Annotated in this window: 17 protein-coding genes; 10 read left to right on the forward strand and 7 right to left on the reverse strand. The window is 71.0% G+C overall.

Annotated features, from left to right (window positions below; genetic code table 11):
- The first annotated feature begins 5 nt into the window (after window positions 1-5).
- Both ACZ4EG_RS29170 and ACZ4EG_RS29175 read left to right on the forward strand, forming a co-directional pair.
- On the forward strand, window positions 6-1,217 hold the full coding sequence (locus tag ACZ4EG_RS29170) for a C40 family peptidase (protein ID WP_467792697.1): 1,212 nt from the start codon (window positions 6-8) through the stop codon (window positions 1,215-1,217).
- 192 nt (window positions 1,218-1,409) lie between these two features.
- The gene (locus ACZ4EG_RS29175) at window positions 1,410-2,378 is read left to right on the forward strand and encodes a tellurite resistance/C4-dicarboxylate transporter family protein (RefSeq protein ID WP_467792698.1); all 969 of its coding nucleotides are present in this window, start codon (window positions 1,410-1,412) and stop codon (window positions 2,376-2,378) included.
- Between the two features lie 6 nt (window positions 2,379-2,384).
- On the opposite strand, the gene ACZ4EG_RS29180 is transcribed toward ACZ4EG_RS29175, so the two are convergent.
- The gene (locus ACZ4EG_RS29180; RefSeq protein WP_390710139.1) at window positions 2,385-2,738 is read right to left on the reverse strand and encodes a hypothetical protein; all 354 of its coding nucleotides are present in this window, start codon (window positions 2,736-2,738) and stop codon (window positions 2,385-2,387) included.
- A gap of 359 nt (window positions 2,739-3,097) precedes the next feature.
- Between ACZ4EG_RS29180 and ACZ4EG_RS29185 the strand changes: the two genes are divergently transcribed.
- Window positions 3,098-4,177 (forward strand): C40 family peptidase, encoded by a 1,080-nt coding sequence (locus tag ACZ4EG_RS29185; protein WP_467792699.1) that lies wholly within the window; start codon window positions 3,098-3,100, stop codon window positions 4,175-4,177.
- Window positions 4,178-4,199: 22 nt separating this feature from the next.
- On the opposite strand, the gene ACZ4EG_RS29190 is transcribed toward ACZ4EG_RS29185, so the two are convergent.
- A complete protein-coding gene (locus tag ACZ4EG_RS29190; protein ID WP_467792700.1) occupies window positions 4,200-4,925 on the reverse strand; it encodes a LuxR C-terminal-related transcriptional regulator in 726 nt (241 codons plus the stop codon).
- The gene (locus ACZ4EG_RS29195; RefSeq protein ID WP_453551185.1) at window positions 4,922-6,250 is read right to left on the reverse strand and encodes an ATP-binding protein; all 1,329 of its coding nucleotides are present in this window, start codon (window positions 6,248-6,250) and stop codon (window positions 4,922-4,924) included. The genes ACZ4EG_RS29190 and ACZ4EG_RS29195 overlap by 4 nt, the downstream gene beginning before the upstream one ends.
- Window positions 6,251-6,392: 142 nt before the next feature.
- Here ACZ4EG_RS29195 and ACZ4EG_RS29200 point away from each other — a divergent pair, with 142 nt between their 5' ends.
- Window positions 6,393-7,796, forward strand: a complete 1,404-nt coding sequence (locus ACZ4EG_RS29200) for a PspC domain-containing protein (protein WP_467792701.1) — start codon at window positions 6,393-6,395, stop codon at window positions 7,794-7,796.
- Window positions 7,783-8,034 (forward strand): hypothetical protein, encoded by a 252-nt coding sequence (locus ACZ4EG_RS29205; protein ID WP_453551191.1) that lies wholly within the window; start codon window positions 7,783-7,785, stop codon window positions 8,032-8,034. Before ACZ4EG_RS29200 ends, ACZ4EG_RS29205 begins: the two co-directional genes overlap by 14 nt.
- 15 nt (window positions 8,035-8,049) lie before the next feature.
- Here the strand turns inward: ACZ4EG_RS29205 and ACZ4EG_RS29210 are convergent, their stop codons facing one another.
- Window positions 8,050-8,580 (reverse strand): DoxX family protein, encoded by a 531-nt coding sequence (locus ACZ4EG_RS29210; protein ID WP_453551193.1) that lies wholly within the window; start codon window positions 8,578-8,580, stop codon window positions 8,050-8,052.
- 149 nt (window positions 8,581-8,729) lie between these two features.
- Entirely contained in the window at window positions 8,730-10,019 is a 1,290-nt protein-coding gene (locus ACZ4EG_RS29215) for a hypothetical protein (protein ID WP_467792702.1), read from the reverse strand.
- Window positions 10,020-10,241: 222 nt separating this feature from the next.
- Here ACZ4EG_RS29215 and ACZ4EG_RS29220 point away from each other — a divergent pair, with 222 nt between their 5' ends.
- Window positions 10,242-11,126, forward strand: a complete 885-nt coding sequence (locus tag ACZ4EG_RS29220) for a DUF4429 domain-containing protein (protein WP_467792703.1) — start codon at window positions 10,242-10,244, stop codon at window positions 11,124-11,126.
- 55 nt (window positions 11,127-11,181) lie between these two features.
- On the opposite strand, the gene ACZ4EG_RS29225 is transcribed toward ACZ4EG_RS29220, so the two are convergent.
- Window positions 11,182-11,976, reverse strand: coding sequence for a class II aldolase/adducin family protein (locus ACZ4EG_RS29225; protein WP_453551200.1), 795 nt, complete (start codon window positions 11,974-11,976; stop codon window positions 11,182-11,184).
- A 168-nt stretch (window positions 11,977-12,144) separates the two neighbouring features.
- Here ACZ4EG_RS29225 and ACZ4EG_RS29230 point away from each other — a divergent pair, with 168 nt between their 5' ends.
- Together ACZ4EG_RS29230 and ACZ4EG_RS29235 are read left to right on the forward strand one after the other, a co-directional pair.
- A complete protein-coding gene (locus ACZ4EG_RS29230; RefSeq protein WP_467792704.1) occupies window positions 12,145-12,771 on the forward strand; it encodes a hypothetical protein in 627 nt (208 codons plus the stop codon).
- 76 nt (window positions 12,772-12,847) lie between these two features.
- Window positions 12,848-13,333, forward strand: coding sequence for a pyridoxamine 5'-phosphate oxidase family protein (locus tag ACZ4EG_RS29235; RefSeq protein ID WP_467792705.1), 486 nt, complete (start codon window positions 12,848-12,850; stop codon window positions 13,331-13,333).
- An 18-nt stretch (window positions 13,334-13,351) separates the two neighbouring features.
- Here the strand turns inward: ACZ4EG_RS29235 and guaA are convergent, their stop codons facing one another.
- Window positions 13,352-14,932: a glutamine-hydrolyzing GMP synthase gene (guaA, locus tag ACZ4EG_RS29240; protein ID WP_363293732.1), complete on the reverse strand. Its 1,581-nt coding sequence runs from the start codon at window positions 14,930-14,932 to the stop codon at window positions 13,352-13,354.
- Between the two features lie 327 nt (window positions 14,933-15,259).
- On the opposite strand from guaA, the gene ACZ4EG_RS29245 reads away from it, so the two are divergent.
- The gene (locus ACZ4EG_RS29245) at window positions 15,260-15,547 is read left to right on the forward strand and encodes a chorismate mutase (RefSeq protein WP_363293731.1); all 288 of its coding nucleotides are present in this window, start codon (window positions 15,260-15,262) and stop codon (window positions 15,545-15,547) included.
- A gap of 815 nt (window positions 15,548-16,362) precedes the next feature.
- Entirely contained in the window at window positions 16,363-17,385 is a 1,023-nt protein-coding gene (locus ACZ4EG_RS29250; RefSeq protein WP_467792706.1) for an LAETG motif-containing sortase-dependent surface protein, read from the forward strand.
- The last annotated feature ends 36 nt before the right edge of the window (window positions 17,386-17,421 follow it).

Here is a 17,421-nt window from a genome sequence, read left to right on the forward strand (position 1 = left end):
CTCCCTTGGCGTCGCACCGCAAGTCGCGCCCCGCGAGTGCCCTGGTAACAGGCATACGCACCCCCGCCATCGCCACCGCCGCGCTCACCTCCGTGGCCCTGCTCTCCCAGACCGCCAACGCCACCCCCTCCGCCGACGGCAAGCCGAGCATCGAGGAAGTCGAGAAGAAGGTCGACGACCTCTACCGCCAGGCGGAGTCGGCGACCGAGAAGTACAACGCGGCCAAGGAGAAGTCCGGCCAGCAGCGCAAGAACGTCGACACCCTGCTGGACGACGTGGCGCGGCGCACGGACAAGCTCAACAAGGCGCGTGAGGAACTGGGTACGTTCGCCGCCGCCCAGTACCGCACCGGGGCCGCCGCGCCCGACACCGCCACCTTCCTGCTCTCGAACTCCCCGCAGGACTACTTCGACCAGACCCAGCTGATGGGCCGGATGACCTCGCGGCAGAAGGGCGCGGTCGACGACTACATCACACAGCAGTCGGCGACCATGAAGAAGCGACAGGAAGCCGCCAAGAGCCTCCAGACGCTGACCGAGTCGCAGAACGAGCTGAAGACGGCCAAGGCCACCGTCCAGAAGAAGCTCTCCTCGGCGCGCGAGCTGCTGTCCAAGCTGACGGCGCAGGAGAAGGCCCGGCTCGCCGCGATCGAGAAGCAGAAGCAGGAGGAGGCCGCGCGCCAGGCCGCGGAGCTCGCCAAGAAGCAGGCGGCCGCGGAGGCGGCGAAGAAGGCCGCCGCCGCGAGCTCCTCGAGCTCGTCCAGTTCTTCGGGCTCCTCGGGCTCCTCGGACTCGTCCACCTCGACGGGGTCGACCGGTTCGACGGGCTCGACCGGCTCGTCCTCGGACTCCACGTACGCCACCAAGGCGGAGAAGGCGATCGCCTTCGCCCGCGCCCAGATCGGCAAGCCGTACGTCTGGGGCGCCACCGGCCCCGACTCCTACGACTGCTCCGGCCTCACCTCGGCCGCCTGGCTGGCCGCGGGCGTCAGCCTTCCGCGCACCACCTACGACCAGGTCAACGCGGGCACCACGGTCTCGCTCACCAATGCCGAGCCCGGCGACCTGATCTTCTTCTACGACGACATCAGCCACGTCGGCATCTACATCGGCAACGGCATGATGATCCACGCCCCGAAGCCCGGCGCCTACGTCCGCGAGGAGTCGATCTACTACGGCGGCGCGTCGATCATCCACAGCGTGGTGCGGCCGGCGTGAGAGACCTCCGTGGGGCAGGGACGCGAGCGCCGCAGCCGTGGTGATGCGAGCGCCGCAGCGGTGGTGATGCGAGCGCCGCGGCCGTCGTGAACCGCAGGCGCACGCGCCCCTGTCCCGCACCCGCGCGTTTTTCCCCGCACGCGCGCGCGTGCCCCGCTCGCAAGGCGCGCACTGCTCCCTAGCATCGGGCCCATGCCCGCCTCCTCACCCCTTCGCGCCTGGTGGAAGCGGCACCCGCCGGCGGCCGGGGCCGCCGTGATGGCGACCGGCATCGTGTCGGTCGGGCTGCAGCTGGCGGGGTACGAGGCACTGTCCCTGATCGCCCTCGCGATGGCCTCGGTCGCCTGGCTGGCCTCGGCCGTGGACTTCACCGTGGGGCTGCTGTGGCAGCGCAGACGCTGGGTGGCCGAGGCGCGGACGCCGGGCGCGCTCAGCGCCGTCGCCGCGACCGCCGTGCTGGGCACCCGTTTCTCCGCACTGGGCCGCCACGGCCTGGCCGAGGTGCTGCTCGCGCTGTGCGCGGCGCTCTGGCCGGTGCTGATCCTCCTCGTCGTACGGCACTGGCACCGGCGCATGCCAGGCACGGTGTTCCTGTGCTGCGTGGCCACGCAGGGGCTCGCCGTGCTCGCCGCCACGCTCGCCGCGGCCGAGGCGACGGCATGGCTCGCCCACGCGGCGCTCATGCTGTTCTGGCTGGGCCTCGTGCTCTACGGGTTCGCCCTGGCCCGGTTCGACGTGCGGCAGGTGATCGAGGGGCCAGGGGACCAGTGGATCGCGGGCGGCGCGCTCGCGATCTCGGCGCTGGCCGCCGCGAAGCTGATCTCCGCCGACAGCGCGCGGCTGTACCTGTGGGACCACGACAACCTCGGCGTCCTGCGCGACACGGCCCTCGCGCTGCTCGTCCTCGATCTGAGCTGTTACGTCGTGCTCCTGACCGCCGAGGTGGTGCGCCCTCGGCCGCGCTTCGACGTACGCCGCTGGTCGACGGTGTTCCCGATGGGGATGACGGCGACGGCGACACTCTCCGTCGCGGCCGCCCTCGGCATCACGTGGCTGGAACGGCCCGGACAGGTGCTGGTGTGGATCTCCGTGGCCGTCTGGCTCGCGGTCGCCGCCGGTGCGGTCCGGTCGGCCCGCGCGGGGCTCAGGGCCGTGCGCTGAGCCCGGTCACGTCCACAGCACGGCGATGAAGATGTTCGCCGTGGTCAGCAGGCCCACCAGCCCGAACAGGCGCTTGTCCACCGTCTCCTCGTCCCGCTTCACATAGACGAGCCCGAGGATCACGATCAGCAGGGCCAGCTTCACGCCGATCTTGACGGCGTTGATGTGGTGGCCGTCGGCCTGGTTGAGGCCGACCAGGATCACACCGGTGACCAGCATGGTCAGCGCGCCGTGCAGCATCGCGGGGACGAAGCGGGCGGTGCCCCGGCCCATCGCCTTCATCTGGGTGAGGAAGCCGCCGAGGAGCGCGGCGATGCCGATGATGTGCAGGCCGACGAAGAGATGGATGAGTACGTCCATGAGGCGGGAGCCTAATCCCCCGCATATGTGCGCCCCATAGCACCCCACCGCTCCCGTGCACCGCGGAACCGCCGCTTCGGTCATCGCGCTGTGTGAAGACGGCGGCTCCGGACCCCGATCACGGTCACATAAGGTCACCGTCAAGTCCGATGCGGGCACTTCCATACATGACGTTACCGAGCCGACACCGTCAGGTTTAGCGTCCTCCACCAGGTGACCGGCTCCCCACCGCCGCCCGGGCCAGGGGCGGCAGCCGGCCACCTCCGCCGAGAAAGGTCCGGCGGCGGCCCGCTCCCCCTGTGCGGGCCTCCGCCGGACACGTAGCCGGCCAGGTCGTACGAGAGGACGTGACGGTCCAGGTGGCAGTGCACCGAAGGCCCCAACAGCGCTCGCTGGGCGGCAACACCGCCCGCACGGCCGTGACCATCGCCCTGGCGGGCGCGGCCACGGCAACGGGCTTCGAGGGGATCGGGCACGCCGAGCCGCAGCTGACACCGGCCCAGGTCAAGGCGAGGGTCGACAAGCTGTACCAGGAGGCGGAGGTCGCCACCGAGAAGTACAACGGCGCGAAGGAGAAGGCGGATTCGGCGGAGCAGCGGCTGAAGTCGCTGCGGGACGAGGCGGCCCGCAAGGAGCAGAAGCTCAACTCGGCGAGGGACGCGCTGGGTTCCGTCGCGGCCGCGCAGTACCGCAGCGGTGGGCTCGATCCCACGGTGCAGCTGATGCTCTCCGGCGATCCCGACCGGTATCTGGAGGGCACGGCGTTCGCCGAGCGGGCGGGCGACCGGCAGTCCCAGGCCGTGACCCGGGTGCGGGGGCAGCTCCGGGAGATCGAGCAGCTGCGCGGCGCCGCCCATGTCGAGCTGGTGTCGCTCAGGTCACGGCAGGCCGAGCTGAAGCGGCAGAAGAAGACGGTCACCGGGAAGCTCGGCGAGGCGAGAGAGCTGCTGTCCGGGCTCACCCCGCAGGAGCGGGCGCGGGTCACGGCGGACGGCGGAACGGACACCGCAACTGCCGCGAGCCACGCCTCCAGGTCGGCCTCGGACACGCGGGACGCCCTGACCGTCCCCGGCTCCGCCGCGGCCCCCAACTCCCGCGCCGCGGCGGCCGTCGCGTACGCCTACCAGAAGCTCGGCAGCCCCTATGTGTGGGGCGCAACGGGCCCGAACGCCTTCGACTGCTCGGGCCTCGCCCAGGCCGCCTACCGCTCCGCCGGCATCTCCCTCCCCCGCACCACCTACGCCCAGATCAACGCGGGCCGACGGGTCTCCCGCTCCGCACTCCAGCCCGGCGACCTGGTCTTCTTCTACTCCGGCATCAGCCACGTCGGCATCTATGTCGGCAACGGCCAGATGATCCACGCCCCGAACCCCTCGGCGCCCGTACGCCTGGCCCCGATCGACGAGATGCCGTTCGCGGGGGCGACGCGGGTGGTGTGAGGCCCGCCGCGCGAGCCCCCGTTCACACCAGCCGACGTGCCGTCGCCCACCGGGTCAGTTCGTGTCGGTTGGACAGCTGGAGCTTCCTCAGGACCGCCGAGACATGGGACTCGACCGTCTTCACCGAGATGAACAGCTGCTTGGCGATCTCCTTGTACGCATAGCCGCGGGCGATCAGCCGCAGTACCTCCCGCTCCCGCTGGGTGAGGCGGTCGAGGTCCTCGTCGACCGGCGGGGCGTCGGTGGAGGCGAAGGCGTCGAGGACGAAGCCGGCCAGCCGCGGGGAGAAGACCGCGTCGCCCTCCTGGACACGGAAGACGGAGGCCACCAGGTCCGTGCCGGTGATCGTCTTGGTGACATAGCCCCGGGCGCCGCCGCGGATCACACCGATCACGTCCTCCGCCGCGTCCGACACGGACAGCGCGAGGAAACGGACCGGCCGCTCGGTGTCGGCCATCAACGGGGCGCAGCGGCGCAGCACTTCGACACCGCCGCCGCCCGGGAGGTGGACGTCGAGGAGCACCACTTCGGGCCGGGTCGCGGTGATCACCGTGACGGCCTGGTCGACGTCCGCGGCCTCGCCGACGACCTCGACGCCGGTCTGCTCGGTCTGGCCGATCTCGGCCTGGACGCCCGTACGGAACATACGGTGGTCGTCGACGAGGACCACCCGCACACGACGACCGGCCGCCGCGCCGCCTCCCTCCGCCGCTCCCGCCGTGCCGTTCGCCTCGGTCGCGTCGCTCATGACGTCTTCTCCGCCCTCTCCATCTCCAGCTCGACCTCCGTGCCGCCGTCCGGCACCGACCGCAGCCGTGCCGTACCGCCGTTGCGTTCCATGCGGCCGATGATCGATTCTCTGACGCCCATGCGGTCGGCGGGTATCGAATCCAGATCGAAGCCCGGACCGCGGTCACGGACGGACACGAAGACCGTCCTCTCCTCGACTTCGGCGTAGACCTGCACGGCGCCGCCCTCGCCACCGTACTTGGCGGCGTTCACCATCGCCTCGCGCGCGGCCTGCATCTGTGCGGCGATCCGCTCGTCGAGGGGGCAGTCGCCGACCACGACGACCTCGATCGGGACGCCGTGCTTGTCCTCCACCTCGGCGGCGTTGCGCCGGACCGCGTCGGCGAGGCTGTCCGGTTCGTCGGCCTCGTCCTTGCCGGTGCCCTCGGGTTTGTACAGCCAGGTGCGCAGATCGCGCTCCTGGGCGCGGGCGAGGCGGCGCACCTCGTTCGCGTTCTCCGCGTTGCGCTGGATCAGGGTGAGGGTGTGCAGCACCGAGTCGTGGACGTGGGCGGCGACCTCGGCGCGCTCCTGGGCGCGGATACGCATCAGACGCTCCTCGGAGAGGTCCTGGGTCATCCGCACGAGATAGGGCCCGGCGAGCAGTGTTATGCCGACGAGGACCGCGAGGGCGGCCTGGAGGACCGAGCCGAGGTGGGCGGCGGAGCCCTGGAGGACGAAGATGCCGGAGACGCCCGCGGTGACCAGCAGGACGCCTCCGCCGGTGCGCAGCAGGGTCAGGGTGCGGCGGCGGCTGCCGACCTCGACCCAGCGGGCCCGGCGGGCGTTGTCCGCCTGGCGCCAGACGAGGGCGACGCCCGCGCCGACCAGGACGGCGGGCAGGAGATACGCCTTGGCTCCGCTGCCCAGGTTGACGTTGCTGACGAAGACCATGGCCACGACGACCATGAGGAGGAGCGCGACGATCTGGCCCTTGTCCGGTTTACGCGCAATGAGTCTGCGCCGGCCGTCCGGCGAGGTCTCGGTGCCGACCAGGGACGGCGGCTTCTGGCCGCCGACGCCGCCGACGCCGAGCGGCACGAAGAACCAGAACGCGGCGTACAGCAGAGCGCCGAGGCCGTCGGCCATGAGCAGGCCGACGAACACCAGCCGCACCCAGATCACGGGCAGCCCGAGGTGCCCGGCGAGGCCCCGCGCGACACCACCGAGCCAGCGGCCGTCGCTGCTGCGGTAGAGCTTGCGCGGTGGCCGCGGGTCGTCGATGGGCGCTGCTGCGGCTTCCGGCATGCCATCGATGGTCACACGGGCCGAGTGGCGGAGCATCAGGGTCCACCCCCGAGACTCCCCTGATCTTCGAAAGTCCGGCCGTCGAACGCCTCCCCCGCCCGGTCTCAGGGCCGATATCAGGGTTCACCCAGGGTCATTCCGACTGCCGTCGCGGCGGCACGCCCGTCACCATGGACGCATGACAGATCACGAGCACGCCGCGACGGGTCCGGGACCCGGCCCCGGCCCGCGCCCCGCCCCGGGCGCCGGGCCGACGGATGCCGCGCCCGCCGCGGACGCGACGGCGCCCGGCGAGGGCGGTGCCGTCGAATCCCCCCGCAGGTTCCGCCGCGACCGGCGGCACAAGATGATCTCGGGGGTGTGCGCCGGGCTCGGGCGGCACACCGACATGGATCCCGTGATCTTCCGGATCACCCTCGCGGTGCTCGCCGCGGCGGGCGGGATCGGCCTCATCTTCTACGGCTTCGCCTGGCTCTTCGTGCCGTACGAGGACGAGGAGGAGAACGAGGTCCGCAAGCTGCTGACCGGGCGGGTCGACGGGCAGGCCCTCGCGGCCGTGCTGTTCGCGCTGGTCGGCTGCGGAGTGTTCCTGACGATGCTGAAGAACGGCGGAGTGCTCACGTTCGCCGTCGTTCTCTCCCTGCTGCTCGCCGGCGCCGGTTACTGGTCGCGGCGGCGCGGCGCGCCCGACCCCGACCCGCTGTCGGCGCAGGCCGTGGCCGACGCCCCGCCCGAGGCCAAGGCGCCGCCGGTCCCCACCGCCTACCCCTCCTGGTGGCGCGACCCGATCGTCAAGGACGGTACGCACGTCGGCGGCACCGGCTATCTGTGGGGCCCCGGGGACTCGCGGGACCGGGACATCGCGGCGGCCGTCAACATCGGCCTCGGGAACTCGTGGAGCAACCGCGCGGACGTACGCGCCCCGTACAGCGGGCCCACGCGGCCGCGCGGTCCGCGCTGGATCGGCGGCTGGGTCTTCCTGCTCGCCCTGCTGGCCGGCGGCCTGGGCACCGGCGCGACCTGGGAAGGTCATCCGCTGGGCACCAGCCTGCAGGCCGGGCTGGCCTGTGCGCTCCTCGTCTTCGGTCTCGGCATCGCGCTCAGCGCGGTCCTGGGACGTACGGGCGCGGGGTCGGTGTTCCTGGCGATCGTCACGGCGGCGCTGCTCGCCGGGGCGTCGGCCCTGCCCAAGGACATCACCACGCACTGGATACGGACGTCGTGGAAGCCGGCCTCGGTGGCGGAGGTGCGGCCGAAGTACAACCTGGGCACCGGCGAGGGCACCCTGGACCTGACCCGGGTGCGCGTCGCCAAGGGCGAGACGGTGGAGACGAAGGCCGCGGTGGGTGCGGGCCGACTGCGGCTGATCGTGCCGGCGGACGCGACCGTACGGATGAGCATCGATGTGGGGGTCGGCGACATCCAGTTGCCGGGTGAGGACAAAAAGGACGTGGACGTGGCACCGGGCAAGCACAAGGACGTGACACTGCCACCCGTGAAGGGCGGCAAGAACGCCGGGACATTCGACATCGATCTCGAAGTCGGTGTGGGACAGGCGGAGGTGAGCCGTGCTGCGTCATGAGTTCCAGCCCGGAAGGCTGGTCGCCGGTCTCTTCCTCACCGTCACGGGCGTCGCGTACGCCGGGGACGCGGGCGGTCTGTGGGAGACGCCCTGGTTCGCGGCCGTCCCCCTCGTCGTGGGCGGCCTCGGCCTGGCGGGCGCGGCGGCGGCCCTGACCCGGCTGATACGCGGACGGCAAGCCCCGGGCCGTACGAGCGTGCCGGAGACGGGCACCACCGGGCCCGGCCACCCGGGCTGACGATCACGCGAAGGGCTACCGGTAGCCCGCCGCCCGCTGCCGTCGCCGTGCGCGCAGCATCGAGTCCAGGGAGAGGTACGGGGTGCCGGCGAGGACGAGAGGCAGCCAGGCCATCAGATAGGCGAGGTCGTTGCCGTAGTAGTACGGGGTGGAGGACCAACTCACCGTCAGCCACAGGCTGAGCGAGATCAGCGCGCCGCCGAGCGCGGCAAGACGGCCGAACAGGCCGGTCAGGACGCCGATGCCCACGGCCAGTTCACCGAAGGCGATGGCGTAGCCGAAGCCGACCGGGTTCTTCAGCGCCAGGTCGACCAGGGCCGGGATCGCGGAGGAGTCGCGGACCGCGCGCATGGTGTCGCCGATCGATCCGGAACCGCCCGACTTCATGAAGGCACTGTTGGTCAGCTTGTCCAGGCCGGCGTAGATGAAGGTGACGCCCAAGAAGATGCGCAGAGGAAGGAGGGCATAGCGGGTGGCGGTGTCCCGCCAGTCGCGGTCGCCGTCGAGATAGGGAGTGTGCGTGTCCGTACGGATGCTGTGAGTCATCGTTCCTAGCCGCCTCTCGCCCGCATGCAGAGACCCCTCAACAGACCTTACGTACGACAAATGGGTCCGGCTCAATCCTCTTGCGAAGGTTTTTCAGTCTCTTCGGTCAACCGGAGCGACCCGTGGTCCCGTTCCGTGATCTGCCGCTCTCAGTCCGTCACCTCGACCGTGCACCGGTTCGTGGCCACCCCCGCCGCGGTGATCACCTGCACCTCCACACATCCGGGTTCCACGTCCGCGGGGACCGGCACCGTCAGGACCGTGTCCGAGGGGTTGCTGAAGCCGCCCCTGACGGGGATCAGGGGGACATGGACGTTGACCGCGCCGATGCGGACGACCAGGCGGGAGAGCTGGTCGGCGGTCTGTGCGCCCGGCGGGACGAAGCAGGCGCCGCGGATCTCGATGTCGTCGCCCGTGCGGATCGGCCCGTCCAGTTCGCCGGCCTCGCGGGCACGGACGACGGAGAGGATCACCGGGCGGCCTCCCTCCGCGTACTTGCCGGCCAGGTAGGTCAGGGCGGAGACCAGGACCAGCACCGCGAGGCCCCACGGCAGGTCGGGCAGCTGGTCGGGGCGGCGGGCCAGCCGTACGGCGGCGAACAGCAGGGCCACGGCGCTGATCACGACGTACTGGATGTCGGCGAAGGTGCCCCGGCCGGAGTCGTCGGTGAGCAGGTCGGCCGCGCGCGGGCGGGGTGCGGGTACCTTCTGCAGCCGCTGTCCGTGGATCCGCAGGCCGACCACGCGCCGTACGAGGACCGCGATGCCGCAGACCACGGCGAGGACGGTCACCATGCCCGCGCCACGGGCGAGTTCGAGCCCGGAGATGAGCGCGTCGCGTTCCGTGTGGTCGGAGGCCGCGGCGAGGCGGCCCGCGAGGACGAGGACCGCATACGCCACGAGCAGCACCCAGGCCGCCGCCACGGTGCGCGAGGTGGACATCCGGTTGTCCTCGCCGATCACCGGCGCCAGCGCCCCGCCGCGCGCCCGGTGGAACCACGAGGCCCCGCTCAGGGCGCCGGCCACCAGCAGCGCGGCGAGCAGTGCGGCGGTGCGGGCGCTCGTCCAGCCCGCGCCGATCGCGGTCAGCGACTCCACCAGCAGCAGGAGGACGACGGCCGACCACAGGACGCAGAGCGTGCGCAGCCACAGCCGCGCCAGCCAGGCGTCACCCGCCGCCCGGCCGCGCTCGGCGACGACCTCGGCGGACTGGGTCAACTCCTCGGACACCCATTGCCGGGAGGCGGAGGCGGAGTGGGCCACCGCCGCGGGCAGACCCTGTCCGGCAGCGAACTCGTCGCGCTTGAGGAGGAATTCGGCGACAGCCCGCCGATGCCCCTGCCGCGCCCCATGGGGGCAGTCCCCGCAGGTGCAGCCACCCCCGTGGGCAGCCCCGCGCGCGCCCGCCTGCGCGCTCTGCCTCGCCTCCTGCACCGCCACGCCCGACGCCCGCCTTCCCCATGACCCACGACCCGACCCACGACCCGACACCACGCCCCCGGGGCACGACCGGCGGCGTCCTCCGCGGAGACCGACTGTGACCGTGCAACTCCCATGTGACAAAAGCGAATTGTGCCCTACGCCACCTCGCGCCGGTCCGGCAGGTGGTCACCGCGGGTGAAGTGCGGGCCGCCGTGTTGACCCGGCTGGGAGAATTTCGGTATGGCCGAGATCATCCAGCGGGACGGGACCTGGGCCTTCGACGGCAGCACGGTCCGGATCACACCGGGGCTCCACCGCTCGGTGCCGCTGTTCCGGCAGACGTACGGAGAGATCGCCGTACCCCTGGAGGCCGTGGCGGGCGTGGTCTACGAACCCGAGCGCAAGCGCGGCCGGCTGCGGATGCGGCTGCGCGAGGGCGCGGATCCGCTGTTGCAGGCCACGGGCGGGCGGCTGCCGGAGCCGGCCGATCCCTATCGGCTGACGGTGGACCTGGACCGGTCCGGGGTGGCCGAGTACATCGCCGAGGAGATCCGGCACGCGCTCCTCCTCGACCGGATCCCCAAGGAGCCCACCAAGGCCTATCTGCTGCCCGGGCCGCCGGTGCCGGTCTCGGTGCGTTCCTCCGACGGCACGGTCTCCTTCGACGGCACCCAGGTCCGTATCGACTGGGCCGACACCTCGGACCGGGTCAAGCGGGCCACCGGGCCCCGGATCATCAACGTCGTCGACCTGACCCAGGTCGAGTGGCTGCCCAACTCCGGCTACGAGGACGGCCTCCTGCGGTTCGCGTTGCGCGAGACGGTGTTCTCCAGGCTGCCGCCCGAGCGCGACCCGTACGCCCTCGACCTGTGGGGCAGTGTCCGCCGCGATCTGCTCACCGCGCTGGTCGCGGCCGCGGTCACCGCGCGGCTGCCGCATCCGTCCACCCGGGCCGGCGTCCCGTACGCCGACCGGGACCGGCCCGCGAGCGCACTGCCGCCGCCGGCCGACCACCACGACGTACTGCTGCGCCGGCTGCGGGAACTGGGCGAGCTGCACCGGGAAGGGGTGCTCACGGACGAGGAGTTCGCGAGGACGAAGGCGGTGGTCCTGCGCGGGTTCTAGCGGCCCCGCGTCTGCGGCATGATCCGCCGGACAGGCCCTGGCGGGCCCGCGGCTGCTAGCTGAGCAGATCCGGCTCGCTGCGGCTGATGTCCTGCCACAGCGGCTGGTAGTTGATCCAGGCCACCAGGTCGCCGCCGAGCTGCTCACGGGTCGCCACCGCCAGTTTGTGGTCGATGAGCAGGGGGCGGCCCGCCGCCTTCGCCATCAGCTGCACCTGGCAGGACTTCTCCATGGACATGAACCACCAGGCCGCCGCGTCCACCGAGTCGCCGACCGTCAGCAGCCCGTGGTTGCGCAGGACGAGGGCCTTGCGGGAGCCGAGCGCGGCCGCGATCCGGCGGCCCTCCTCGACGTCGACGGCGACGCCCGTGTAGGCGTCGTACAGGGCGTGGTCCTCGTAGAAGGCGCAGCTCTCCTGGCTGAGGGGGTCGAGCAGGTCGCCGAGCGCGGACAGCGCGCGGCCGTGCACCGAGTGGCAGTGGGCGACGGCGACGACGTCCGGGCGGGCGGCGTGCACCTGGGCGTGCACGGTGAACGCCGCCTGGTTGATGTGGTAGCGGCCCTCGATCACCTGCCCGTCCTGGTTGGCGAGGACCAGGTCGCTGACGGTGACGTGCTTGAACGGCATCCCGAACGGGTTGACCCAGAAGCAGTCGGAGAACTCCGGGTCGCGTGCGGTGATGTGGCCGGAGACCCCGTCCTCGAATCCGGACCGGCCGAAGAGCCGGAGCGCGCCCGCGAGCCGTTCCTTGCGGTGCCGGCGTTCGTCGTCGAGCGAGTCGTGCATCGGCGGCATCGCGAACTGCAGCTGGTCGGTGGGCAGCGGCAGGGGCGGGGTCGGCCCGTGCATAGGTCCTCCTGCACTGGGTTTTGCTTTACGTGGCGGAAGTTACCGTCGGTCAGCGCAGGAGAACAGAGCTGTTCTGTAAAGAAGACGCCGCAACCGTTCCGGGGGCTCGGGGGTCTGTGATGCGGAACCCGAAGTTCAGCAGCAGTTTTCAGTCACCCGGAGCCCTCCATGAGCCAAGCCGAACGCCATCTCAACAGCCTCATGCGGCAGCTCGCGACCCAGCAGCACGTCGAACTGGTCCATCCCTTCGCCGAGCTGAAGACCCTGGGCGCGCTCGTGTACGTCGCCGAGTGCTTCGGCTTCCGCTACGCCGGCGTCCGCCTCGTCGGCCGCCACAAGGTGCTGCACATCCATCTCGCGCGTGACCCCGAGCCATGGGCCCAGCAGCGCGCGGCGACGAACGCGGCCATATTCACGCAGGTGGGAGCGGGCGGTCCGGTGCCGGGCATGTATCTGAACTCGCTCACCCCGGTCCCCGAGGCCGCGGCGGACGTCGACCTGATCTGCGCCCTCATCAGGTACGACGGCCTGGCCGAGGCCGGCAACCGGAAGCAGCTGCTGACGATGGCCTGGGGCTTCGGGGCCCTGTTCCTGCTGCTGGCGGTGATCACCGGTGTCTACGCCGTGCTGCTGCCGCTCGCCGTGCTGATGCCGGTGTGCCTGCTCGGCGCGCTCCGCGTCAACGCCGTCCGCCGCGCGAAGCTGGCCCGGCGGCTCACCGCGGCCGGGTGCGCACAGGTGCGGGACCAGGCGGGGCGGGAGCGGTACGTGCGGCCGGTGCCGTTCGCGGCATGACCTCGGACACCTCGGACACCTCGGACACCTCGGATACCCGACAGAGGATGTCGGGTATCACCGCCACACTCGCCGTATGACAGCGAATACGGCAGTGAACTGGGCGGCTTTCACCGAGGCGGAACCCGAACTCGCGAAGATCGCGGAAGAGCGCTTCGGTGCCTTCACGCATCACGTCCTCGCCACGCTCCGCAAGGACGGCTCCCCGCGCACCACCGGCCTGGAGGTCCGCTTCCTGAACGGTGAGCTGTGGCTCGGCATGATGCCGGACTCGCTCAAGGCCCTCGACCTGCTCCGGGACCCGAGGTTCGCGCTGCAGGCGAACCCGGGGCCGGACACCGCGATGGGCGGCGGGGACATCCGGATCGCCGGGCGGGCGGTCGAGGTCGAGGACCCGGAGGTGAAGGGGGCGTACATGGAAGAGGTGGAACCGCCGCAGCCGTTCCACCTCTTCCGCACCGAGCTGACGGAGGTCGTACGGACCTTTGTCGAGGACGACAAGTACCTCGTCGCCCAGGTCTGGAAGCCCGGAGAGCCGGTGCGCACCCTCAAGCGGACGTGACCTTCGGAGCCGGGAGGGCTACTCCCACTCGATGGTGCCCGGCGGCTTCGAGGTCACGTCGAGGACGACGCGGTTGACGTCACGGACCTCGTTGGTGATGCGGGTCGAGATGCGCGCGAGGACCTCGTACGGCAGGCGCGACCAGTCGGCGGTCATCGCGTCCTCGGAGGAGACCGGGCGCAGCACGATCGGGTGGCCGTAGGTGCGGCCGTCGCCCTGGACACCGACGCTGCGGACGTCCGCGAGCAGGACCACCGGGCACTGCCAGATGTCGCGGTCGAGGCCGGCCGCGGTCAGTTCCTCGCGGGCGATGGCGTCGGCCTCGCGCAGCAGGTCCAGGCGCTCCTTGGTGACCTCACCGACGATGCGGATGCCGAGGCCGGGGCCCGGGAAGGGCTGGCGCTGGACGATCTCCTCGGGCAGGCCGAGCTCCTGGCCGACCATCCGGACCTCGTCCTTGAAGAGCTTGCGGAGCGGCTCGACGAGCTTGAACTCCAGGTCCTCGGGGAGGCCGCCGACGTTGTGGTGGGACTTGATGTTGGCGGTGCCGGTGCCGCCACCGGACTCGACCACGTCGGGGTAGAGCGTGCCCTGGACGAGGAACTCGACGGCCGGGCCCTCGTCGGCGATGATCTCGGCCTGCGCCTGCTCGAAGACGCGGATGAACTCGCGGCCGATGATCTTCCGCTTCTCCTCGGGGTCCGAGACCCCCTTGAGGGCGGTGAGGAACCGCTCCTCCGCGTCCACGACCTTCAGCTGGACGCCGGTCGCGGCCACGAAGTCCTTCTCGACCTGCTCGGTCTCACCCTTGCGCATCAGGCCGTGGTCGACGTACACGCAGGTCAGCTGGGAGCCGATAGCCTTCTGGACCAGGGCGGCGGCGACGGCGGAGTCCACACCGCCGGACAGACCGCAGATGGCGCGCTTGTCGCCGACCTGCTCACGGATCAGGGCGACCTGCTCGTCGATCACATTGCCCGTGGTCCAGTTCGGGGACAGGCCCGCGCCGCGGTAGAGGAAGTGCTCCAGGACCTGCTGGCCGTGCGTGGAGTGCATGACCTCGGGGTGGTACTGGACGCCGTACAGCTTCTTCTCGTCGTTCTCGAAGGCGGCGACCGGGACAACGTCCGTGGACGCCGTGACGGTGAAGCCCTCGGGGGCGGCGGAGCAGGCGTCGCCGTGGGACATCCACACGTGCTGCTCGGCCGGGGTGCCCTCGAAGAGGGTGGAGGACGTCCTGGAGACGTACATGTCCGTACGGCCGTACTCACGGGCGCCGGAGTTGTCGACCGTGCCGCCGAGGGACTGCGCCATCAGCTGGAAGCCGTAGCACATGCCGAAGACGGGGACGCCGGCCTCGAAGAGCGCACGGTCGAGACCGGGGGCGCCCTGCTCGTACACGGACGAGGGGCCGCCGGAGAGGATGATCGCCGCGGGCTTCTTGGCGAGCATCTCCGCGACCGGCATGGTGCTCGGCACGATCTCGCTGTAGACCCGCGCCTCGCGGACGCGACGGGCGATGAGCTGGGCGTACTGCGCGCCGAAGTCGACGACCAGAACGGTGTCGGGGGTGGCGGCAGCGGAAGTCGCTGATGACACGGGGTGCCTTCCGGCGGTTGGGCGGGGGTCTTGTGCTGCCGATTCTACCGGGGTGGCCGTGGGTGACCCGCCCTCGTCCCGGGGCTGCCGTCCCCAGACCCCCGACAGATCAGGAATGCGGCGTGGCATACTGACCACCATGCTCACGCAGACGACCTTCCTCTTTACCTATGGCAACCGGCCCGCCGGCTGCCATGGTCGTCCTGCTTGAGCGAAACGCCGAGCGACTTCCCAGGCGCCCCGGGCCGACAAGGCCCGGGGCGTCTGTCGTTTTCCGGGTCCTGCCGTTCCGGGGCATCGCGTCCGAACCGATGAGGAGCCCCCGACATGACCGTCACCCCCACAGAGAAGACCGGCGCCCGTACCGCCGAGGCCGCCGATGTGATCACCGGTGCGCGCGAACGCATCGACACGCTCGACGACCGGATCATCGGACTGATCCAGGAACGGATGGCGGTGTCCGCCGTGATCCAGGAGGCCCGGATCACCTCCGGCGGGCGCCGGGTGAACCTCTCCCGCGAGATGGAGGTCCTCGACCACTACCGGGAGGCGCTGGGCAAGCCGGGTACGTCCCTCGCCATGACCCTGCTCGAACTGTGCCGTGGTCGTATCTGAGTTCGAGTCGGCACTCACCCGTACGGCGCGTGACCGGCCCGCGCACCGCTTCGTTGGTCCCGGTGTCCGTGCCAGCCAGGGGCGGGCCCGAAAGAACCACGCGTGGCTCGCTGGAGCGATGTGGCGTGCGGATCGTGCCGTGCGTCGTGGGACCTCGCTCCAGGAAGGTGACCGGACGGCAGGGGACAGCAGCCCGGTCATTCAAGAGAACGGTCGGCTCCGGGGACGCCCGGGGCCGACCGGCGGAAAAAGCAAAAATGCACAGGGGCTGGGTCAAACGGTTGCGGAGGCCGCGTCCATCCAGCACGATGCGTAGAAAGCCCCCCAAGTCCCCGGACACACAACTGCATTGCAATGCGCTGCCCGACCGCCAGAGGTCGAGACCATCCGCGCGCCCCGAATGCGCCGGGGCGCCGACCGAGGCGCACAGGGCAGGCAGATAGGGCAACAGAGAGCAAGCGGCGCAACCCCCCGGCGCCGCTCCCCGGGCACCGACACTGCCCTGACGTCGGTGCTGACGGAGAAGGGCCCCGCGGCTCCGTCCCGCGGGGCCCTTCGCATGCCCGCATGCTCTCGTGCTCGCGTGCGGCCCCTTCTCGTCTCGCATGTGACCCAGGCCACATAAGAATCCTGTGAGTGATCGTGCAACCTTTCACCCACCTCAGTGATCAAACCTGCTGAATCAAAGAAACCGGTAAGAGCCGGTAAGAGCCGGTCACGCAGCAGAAACCAAGGGTCACACCCGCGCCCCACACGCGGAGCCCGCCTCCACTTCGTGCCGCCCGCCGCGGCACGCCGGACTCCTCGAGGTCTTCATGAAGCTTCGCCGTGCCATGGCCGCAGCGGCCGCGACCGCTGTCATAGCCCCGCTCGCTCTCCTGTCCGCGCCCGCCGCTTTCGCGGACGAGTCCACGTCGCCCACTCCCACCGAGACCGTGACGTCCGAGGCGCCCACCGAGATTCCGAGCGACACGGCCTCCGCGTCCGCACCCGAGACCGAGACGCCTCCTCCCACCACCGAGACGCCGGGCAGCAGCGCGTCCTCCTCGGTGACCCCGAGCGACAGCGCGAGCGCGTCCACCGAGCCCGAGCCCTCCGAGACGGCCGAGCCGAGCGAGGACCCGTCGGACCCCGACGTGCCGTTCTGCGAGGACCTCGACGAGAACTTCGGCGACGCCAAGGTGTCCGCCGACATCAAGGGCCTGCCGGGCAAGATCGTTGCGGGTGACGGCTTCCACAACTTCAAGCTGGTCGTCACCAACGACTCCAAGGCCGACATCAAGGGCGTCGCCTTCTACGCCGAGGTCGAGAACTACGAGCTCGACGAGTCGAAGTACCTGAGCCCGTACGTCGACCTGGAGTTCAAGAACCCCGAGGACGGCTCCTGGGACCGCATCGGCAGCGACGACTGGGCCGGCGACTACTTCTTCTACGTGGAGAAGCTGAAGTCCGGCGCGAGCCAGTCGATCGACCTGCGCGTCAGCATCGACGCCAAGGCCCCCGCCGGTGACGCCTACTCCTTCGGCTCCGGCGCCTACCTCGACAACGTCAAGGGCCAGGACTGCATCGCCGAGGGCTGGGCCCAGTACGACTTCGAGGTCCTGAAGGCCGGCTCCTCGAACCCTGAGCCGGGCGACGCCACCCCGAGCGACAACGGCAGCAAGGACTCGCCGAAGAAGCCGCAGGGTGACGTCTCCGACCTGCCGACCGGCAACCTCGCCGAGACCGGCTCCAGCTCGGCGCTGCCGGTGCTCGGCCTCGTCGGCGGTGTCGCCGTCGTCGCCGGTGCGGGCGCGGTGTTCGTGGTGCGCCGCCGGAGGACCGCGGCCGGCGCGTAACCGGTACGCCGGCGCGTAGCCGGTACGCACAGACAG

It is taken from the genome of Streptomyces sp. NPDC025638 (assembly GCF_055558775.1).